The following is a 6,631-nucleotide window of genomic DNA, read 5'->3' on the forward strand; positions in this document are numbered from 1 at the left end:
ACGATCCGCCGCGGCCGGGCTCGGAAGGTTCGGCCACCTCGCCGACCTCGAACTGGCCCATCAGCGACAGGTCGCGGGCGATCTTGCCCAGGCTGCCGACCAGGAGGCCGATGTCGCAGCCGAGCGCGACCCAGGCGTCGCGCTGGGTGTGCCAGGGCGCATCCGGTGCGGCCAGACCGAGTTCGGCCGCCATCCGGGCGACGACCGCCGGGCCGTGCCCGCGCATCTGCGCCTGGGTGCCGACCGCGCCGCCGAGCTGCACCGCCAGCGCGTCCTTCGATGCAGCCTCCAGCCGGTGGAGGCTGCGCACGACCGGCGCGGCCCACTGCGCGCACTTCCAGCCGAAGCTGGTGACCGAGGCCGGCTGGCCGAGCGTGCGCGCCAGGATCGGCGTGTCGGCATGGCGCTCGGCGAGGTCGAGCAGCGCGGCGGCCAGCTGCCGGCCGTCGGCAGCGATCCGGTCGAGCACCGGGCGGGTGACCAGGGCTGCCGCCGTGTCGATCACGTCCTGGCTGGTGCTGCCGACATGGGTGGAGGCCACCGCGTCGGCCTCGACGCGGCCGACGGCTTCCTTGAGCGCCTTGACCAGCGGGATCGCGACGCTGCCGGCGCGCGCGCTGTCGCGCACGATCCGCGGAACGTCGAAAAGATCGACCTTGCAGGTGTTGACGATCGAGCGGGCATGGGCTTCGGGGATCAGGCCGACCTGGGCCTGGGCCTGCGCGAGCGCGGCCTCGAAGCGCAACATCGCGGCGACGAAACGCTGGTCGCCGAAGGCTTCCAGCGCCTCAGGGGTGGACAGGAAGCCGTCGAAGATCGTCATGCGGTAAGTGATGCTTTGGGGGACTTTGCGCAGATGGGGACTGCGCTGTGCGCTATGGATTGGATAGCAAGCGACGCGATGCTGCGGAACGCCCGCCACGCAACGCCCTCACGGCGCAGGGCCGACGAGGATAACGCCGCCGTGGACGGACCACGCGTCGCCGGCCTCACACGGGTACATGCGAAAACCAGCACCTGCAACCAACATCCATTTCACCCCGCCCAACGAAAAAGGGGAGACGCATCGCTGCACCTCCCCTCCTTCTTCAATCGATTTCGCACTGTAGCGCCCGTCCAGCGGGCGCTCCCAGCTACTGAATCGATAGCAACTCAGCGCCAGCCGTGGCCATGGCGCCAGCCCGGGCCGCCGTAGTAACCGCGCGGGCCGCCGTAGTAGCCGCGGGGCGCCACGTAGACCGGCGGCGCGTTGTAGTACACCGGGCGCGGCGCCACGTAGACCGGCGGCGGAGGCGGTGCGTAATAGGCGCGCGGAGGGCCGTAGTAGGCCGGCGGGGGCGCATAGGCCGGGGCCGGCGGGTAGTACACCGGGGCCGGCGGGTAGTAGGCGGGCGCGCCGCCCAGCACCACGCCGGGGGTGCCGATGCCGAACGACAGCGAGATGTCGCTGCGGGCGTGGGCCGCGGAAGCGAAGCCGAGCGTGGCGGCGACGCCCAGCGTGGCGAGGGCGATGCGGGCGGTGCGGTACATGCGGAACATGTGGAATCTCCTTCTGGAACGAGGGCGGGACACGGCGGTCCCCTGCCCTTTCGACTCCACAACGCGCGAGAAGGTCCGCCGGATGGCAGACAGGGCCACCGGCGTGGCAACCAACCGTAACCGGCGGCCGGTCGCCGTGGGGCGAAACCCACGGCCGGCGCGGCGCCGCCCCCGGAGCGTGGTGTAAACCCGCATCCTAGAATCCTCGGATGACCAGCCCAATTCAGGCCAAGCCGGCCGCCAGCGGTGCCGCAGATGCCGCGAAACCCAGCAATTTCCTGCGCCATGTGATCGAGAACGATCTGGCCCGGCAGACCTACGACGGCCGCCGCTGGGGCGGCAGCCCGGGCGACGCCGCCCATCACGCCGCCGGCATCGCCGACCCGGCCCGGGTGCGGATGCGCTTCCCGCCCGAGCCCAACGGCTACCTGCACATCGGCCACGCCAAGAGCATCTGGCTGAACTTCGAGATGGCGAAGGAATACGGCGGCGTCTGCCACCTGCGCTTCGACGACACCAACCCTGAGAAGGAAGAGCAGGAATACGTCGACGCGATCCGCGACGCGGTGCGCTGGATGGGCTACGACACGCAGCTCGCCGATGACCCCGCCCGGCCGACCGAGCCGCAGGACCACATCTACTACGCAAGCGACTATTTCGGCTTCATGTACCGCGCCGCCGAATACCTGGTCGAGGCTGGCCTCGCCTATGTGGACGAGCAGACGCCCGAGCAGATGCGCGCCAGCCGCGGCGACTTCGCGACGCCCGGCACCGACAGCCCGTTCCGCAGCCGCAGCGTCGCCGAGAACCTGGCCCGGCTGCGCGAGATGAAGGCGGGCGCCCTGCCCGACGGCGCCGCCGTGCTGCGCGCGAAGATCGACATGGCCAGCCCCAACATCAACATGCGCGACCCGGCCCTCTACCGGATCCGCCGGGCGACGCACCACAACACCGGCGACGCCTGGTGTATCTACCCGATGTACACCTTCGCCCACCCGATCGAGGACGCGCTGGAGCAGATCACCCACAGCATCTGCACGCTCGAATTCGAAGACCAGCGGCCGTTCTACGACTGGCTGCTCGACCGGCTGGCCGAAGGTGGCCTGATCGCCTCGCCGCATCCGCGCCAGTACGAATTCGCGCGGCTCAACGTCACCCATGTGCTGACCAGCAAGCGCAAGCTGCGCCAGCTGGTGGAGGACGGCCACGTCGACGGCTGGGACGACCCGCGCATGCCGACCCTCGCCGGTCTGCGCCGCCGCGGCTACACGCCGGAGGCGCTGCGCCTGTTCTGCGAACGCAGCGGCACCACCAAGTCGGGCGGCGGCTGGACCGAATACGCCGCGCTGGAGGCCGCGCTGCGCGAGACGCTCGACCCGGTCGTGCCGCGCGCGATGGCGGTGCTCGATCCGGTGAAGCTCGTCATCACCAACTGGGGCGACCTGATGGGCGGCGACGACGCGCTCGACGCCTGCAGCGCGCCGGTCCATCCGCACCACCCCGAGCAGGGCCAGCGTCGGTTCCAGATCGGCCGCGAGGTCTGGATCGAGCGCACCGACTACGAGGACGTGCCGCCCAAGGGCTTCTTCCGCCTGTTCCCCGGCAACAAGGTGCGGCTGAAGTACGGCCACACCATCGAATGCACCGGCGCCACCCGCGACGCCGATGGCCGGCTGCTCGAGGTGCAGGCCACGCTGGTGCCCGATTCCAAGAGCGGCACGCCCGGCGCCGACGCGATCAAGGTAAAGGGCAACATCACCTGGGTCGCTGCGGCCGACGCGGTGCCGGCCGAGGTGCGGCTGTACGAGCGGCTGTTCGCCGCAGCGCAGCCCGGCAGCGGCGAGTTGCTGGACGAACTCAATCCCGACAGCCTGGAGATCTGCCAGGCGATGCTGGAGCCCTCGCTCGCCGGCGCGCCGGCCGGGGCCGCCTTCCAGTTCGAGCGCCATGGCTACTTCGTGGTCGATGCGAAGGCCGGCGCGGCGGGCGGCCCGCCGGTCTACAACCGTGCCGCCGGCATGCGCGACGGCTGGGGACGCTGACGCCCCGCCGCCGGATCCGGCTGAACACATGACCATCCGGCTCCAGACCTTGCAATGCGGCGAATGCGGCAGCACGGCGCTGGAGCGGACCGGACCGAACACCTACCGCTGCTCCCACTGCGGCTCGGTCTCGCTGGTCGAGGACGACGTCGCCGAGCGGCTCGACCGCATGCTCGACCAGATCCAGCAGGCGGCCACCGCGCGGATCGCGGCCGACCAGCAAGCGCGGTCGCGCCGGCTGCGGCGCGGCATCGCGGCCGGCGCGCTGGTGCTGGCCGCAGTGCTGGCGGCGACGGCGGTCGTCCTCGGGGTGCAGACTGCGCGCCAGGGGTCGGCGGGGCCCAATCCCGCGCTGCAACCGCGCGCGATCCCGACCGAGAAGCTGCGTATCTCCGAGCCGCGCGAGGTGCTGACGGGCACCGGCGCGACCGCCCGGCCCCGGCTGCTGGTAACGGTGCGGAACGACACCGGGCAGGCGCTGGAGGATGCGGCGCTCGAAGCGGTATTCCAGGACGCCGCCGGCGTGCGCCTGCCGGCGACCGGCGGCACGGTGCCGATCCGCCTGCTGCCCCCGGGCGAGTCCGCGCCGGTGCTGGTGGACGTGCCGGCCGGCGACCGGCCGGCCGTGCGCCAGGCGATCGCCCCGCGCATGCTGCGGGTTCCCTACCGCGCGACCGACGGGACGGCCTTGCGATTCGACCGGGTGCGGCTGGTGCAGGAAGGCCCGGCGCTGCGCCTGGTGGGCCGCATCGTCAATCCGCGCCGCGATGCGACGCTCACCGCGCTCGACGTGCTGGCCGTGGTCTACGACGCGCGGGGCGAGGTGGCGGGCTTCGGCCATGCCGGTGTCGTGCCGGTCGATCTGCCGCCGGGCGGCGCGGTCCTCGTCAACCTGCCGGTCGAGCGCTGGGGCCGCGGCGGCACGCCGGTCGCGGCCTGGGACTACCGGATCGGCTACCACCTTGCCGATGCCGACCGCGGCCGCACCGCGATCGTCTCGGCCGACCGGGTGGTGCGCACCGCGGCCGGGCCGGAGACCGTCGACCCGGCGCTGCGCATGACGGCCGAGGACCTGCTCGCGACCGACGACCAGCGCTTCGACCGCCGCCAGTTCGTGCTCGCGCCGCTGGTGCCCGCCTTCACCCGCACCCGCGACCGCGTCTACCTGACCGAGATGGTCAACCGCAGCAGCGACACGATCGCGGTCGCGCCGGTGGCGGTGGTGGAGCGGTTCGACGCCGGCCGCCCGCTGAGCGCGGTGAGTCTGCGTGGGCCGGCGCTGCTGTACCCGGGCGAGCGTTTTCCGCTGAGGATCGAAGGGGAGCGCAACGGCCCGATCGACGACGTGCGCGTCACGTGGAAGCCATCCCGCCGCCTGGCGTTGCCCGGCCCGCGGCCGCCGCTGGAGATCGCCGTCACCGGCACCCGGGCCGAAACCGGCCGGGTCCTGCTCAACTTCAGTCAGCGCTTCGTCTTCCAGGCGGTCGCCGTCAGCGGCACGATCCGCAATCCCGGCGACCGGGTGGTGCGAGCGCCGCAGGTCTGGGTCCGGCTGCGCGACGGTGCCGGACAGTTGACCGGCTTCGCCCGCGTGGCCGGTCTGACGGCGCTGGCACCGGGCGACAGCCAGCCGTTCAGCGTCGAGGTCGAGCAGCAGGGCCCGCCGTTCGCCACGGTGGAGACGCACTACGACATCGGGCCGTAGAGGCGGCTCTGCGGCATCGTGTGCGGTCGGGCGCGACCCGGGTTCGGTGCGGAACCCGTCCCGCCGCCCGCTGTGTATAGGCAAGCCGCCATATCCCGCTGCTATTTGTTCGATAGCGCATGGCGCATGTCCCACCTGCGCATACAGCCGTTGTGCTCGATGATGCGCCTCTCACCGCCTACCATTGCTCCATGCACCCGACTCCCATGCCTTCTGACCAGCGCAGAACCTTGCTTCGCAGCGCTGCCCTGCTCGCGCTCGCCCCGTGGGCAGCCGCGCAGGCGGCGACCGACACCGGCGTCTGGCCGCGGCCCCTGGCGGTGCCCGGCGGCGTCGCGCGGCTGTCGCTCGGCCCCGCGACAGCGCGGCCGGCGGTCCGGACCGGCGACCTGCCGGTGCTGGTGATCGGCGACCCGATCGAATGGACCGCGCTGGTCGGCATCCCGCTGTCGGCTGCGCCCGGCGAGGCCTTCGTCACCGTCGCCGCTACGGCAGACCGTCCCGCGCAGCGCATCGGCTACCGCATCGCGCCGAAGAAATACGTCGAGCAGCGGCTGCAGGTGGCACCCGGCACCGTCGATCTGTCGCCCGAGAACCAGGCCCGCTACGAACGGGAGCGCGCCCACCTCGCGCAGGTGATGGCGACCTTCAGCGAACCGCTGCCGGAGCGGTTGCAGATGCGGGTGCCGGTGCCGGGCCGGCGCTCCAGCTCGTTCGGCCTGCGCCGCGTCTTCAACGGCCAGGCGCGCAGCCCGCACAGCGGCATGGACATCGCCGCGCCGACCGGCACGCCGATCCTCGCGCCGCTGGCCGGCCGGGTGGTCGACACCGGCGACTACTTCTTCAACGGCGGCACCGTCTGGCTCGACCACGGCGGCGGCCTGATGACGATGGTCTGCCACCTGAGCCGCATCGATGTGCAGACCGGCGACCGGCTGCAGGCCGGCGACCGCCTGGGCGCAGTGGGCGCGACCGGTCGCGCGACCGGGCCGCACCTGCACTGGTCGGTGATGCTCAACAGTGCGATGGTCGATCCGGCCCTGTTCATCGACGCCTGAGGCGGCCCGCGGGACCGAGGGCACCGCCACGTCTCGGCTTCTCCGCCGACAGGCATCCCTGAGCGGCTGGTTTGTAATACCGCCGTGCGCCGCGAAGGGCCGCACCGCATACCGCAACACAGGAGGAACCCACCATGCCGCAATTCGCCACCGTGACCGGACTCGTCACCTATGTCGCCGGCGACGGCCCGCTGCTCGAAATCCCGAAGGGCCAGATCGAGGTCGATCTCGCCCCCGACAGCGCCACGCTGAGCTGGGAACAGGCCGACGGCGTGACCGGCGTGACT

At 72.0% G+C, this 6,631-nt stretch carries 5 protein-coding genes; 3 read left to right on the forward strand and 2 right to left on the reverse strand.

What is annotated here, in order from left to right:
- Both QZ500_RS13290 and QZ500_RS13295 read right to left on the reverse strand, forming a co-directional pair.
- On the reverse strand, positions 1-823 hold an 823-nt coding region (locus QZ500_RS13290; RefSeq protein ID WP_295855884.1), incomplete at its 3' end, for a lyase family protein.
- Positions 824-1,152: 329 nt separating this feature from the next.
- Positions 1,153-1,530 (reverse strand): hypothetical protein, encoded by a 378-nt coding sequence (locus tag QZ500_RS13295; RefSeq protein WP_295855888.1) that lies wholly within the window; start codon positions 1,528-1,530, stop codon positions 1,153-1,155.
- Positions 1,531-1,748: 218 nt separating this feature from the next.
- On the opposite strand from QZ500_RS13295, the gene QZ500_RS13300 reads away from it, so the two are divergent.
- The 3 genes from QZ500_RS13300 to QZ500_RS13310 all read left to right on the forward strand — a co-directional run bounded on the left by QZ500_RS13300 (position 1,749) and on the right by QZ500_RS13310 (position 6,344).
- Positions 1,749-3,581, forward strand: coding sequence for a glutamine--tRNA ligase/YqeY domain fusion protein (locus tag QZ500_RS13300; protein WP_295855885.1), 1,833 nt, complete (start codon positions 1,749-1,751; stop codon positions 3,579-3,581).
- A gap of 28 nt (positions 3,582-3,609) precedes the next feature.
- Complete coding sequence (locus QZ500_RS13305; RefSeq protein ID WP_295855886.1) at positions 3,610-5,286, forward strand: FxLYD domain-containing protein; 1,677 nt, start codon at positions 3,610-3,612, stop codon at positions 5,284-5,286.
- 191 nt (positions 5,287-5,477) lie between these two features.
- Positions 5,478-6,344: a M23 family metallopeptidase gene (locus QZ500_RS13310; protein WP_295855887.1), complete on the forward strand. Its 867-nt coding sequence runs from the start codon at positions 5,478-5,480 to the stop codon at positions 6,342-6,344.
- The last annotated feature ends 287 nt before the right edge of the window (positions 6,345-6,631 follow it).

This window comes from uncultured Xylophilus sp. (assembly GCA_913776965.1).
Classification (GTDB): Bacteria; Pseudomonadota; Gammaproteobacteria; order Burkholderiales; family Burkholderiaceae_C; genus Xylophilus.

What these genes read in the sequence shown, in the direction of transcription:
- QZ500_RS13300 (WP_295855885.1), top strand. Translation starts at nt 1,749, where the DNA reads ATGACCAGCCCAATTCAGGCCAAGCCGGCCGCCAGCGGTGCCGCAGAT.
- QZ500_RS13310 (WP_295855887.1), top strand. Translation starts at nt 5,478, where the DNA reads ATGCACCCGACTCCCATGCCTTCTGACCAGCGCAGAACCTTGCTTCGC.
- QZ500_RS13295 (WP_295855888.1), bottom strand. Translation starts at nt 1,530, where the DNA reads ATGTACCGCACCGCCCGCATCGCCCTCGCCACGCTGGGCGTCGCCGCC.
- QZ500_RS13305 (WP_295855886.1), top strand. Translation starts at nt 3,610, where the DNA reads ATGACCATCCGGCTCCAGACCTTGCAATGCGGCGAATGCGGCAGCACG.